Origin of the sequence: Paenibacillus agaridevorans (genome assembly GCF_003112455.1) — a bacterium.
Lineage (GTDB): Bacteria > Bacillota > Bacilli > Paenibacillales > Paenibacillaceae > Pristimantibacillus > Pristimantibacillus agaridevorans.
In genome coordinates, this window is the sequence record NZ_BDQX01000429.1 from 1 (window position 1) to 217 (window position 217).

A 217-nucleotide genomic window follows, 5' to 3' on the forward strand; every position below is an offset into this window, starting at 1 on the left:
CGTTTCCGTTATACGTCACCGTATACGTCGGATTAGGCGTCCACTTCGCATACAGCGTAACGTTTGCAGCTCCTATCGTCAGCGTTGCGCCAGCCGCATAGTTCGTGCCAGTTCCGTTCGCTAACGTGTTCCAGCCCGCAAACGTGTAACCGTTTCTAACCAGACTGCCGCTAGCCTTAACGATAACTGCCTCGCCTGCTTCATGCCTTTCGCTGTC

General features: G+C 54.4%; 1 protein-coding gene. It reads right to left on the minus strand.

Going from position 1 to position 217, the window contains the following annotated elements; translation table 11 throughout:
* Positions 1–217 (minus strand): InlB B-repeat-containing protein (locus tag PAT3040_RS32245; RefSeq protein WP_146200620.1); only part of this gene is annotated, 217 nt, incomplete at both ends.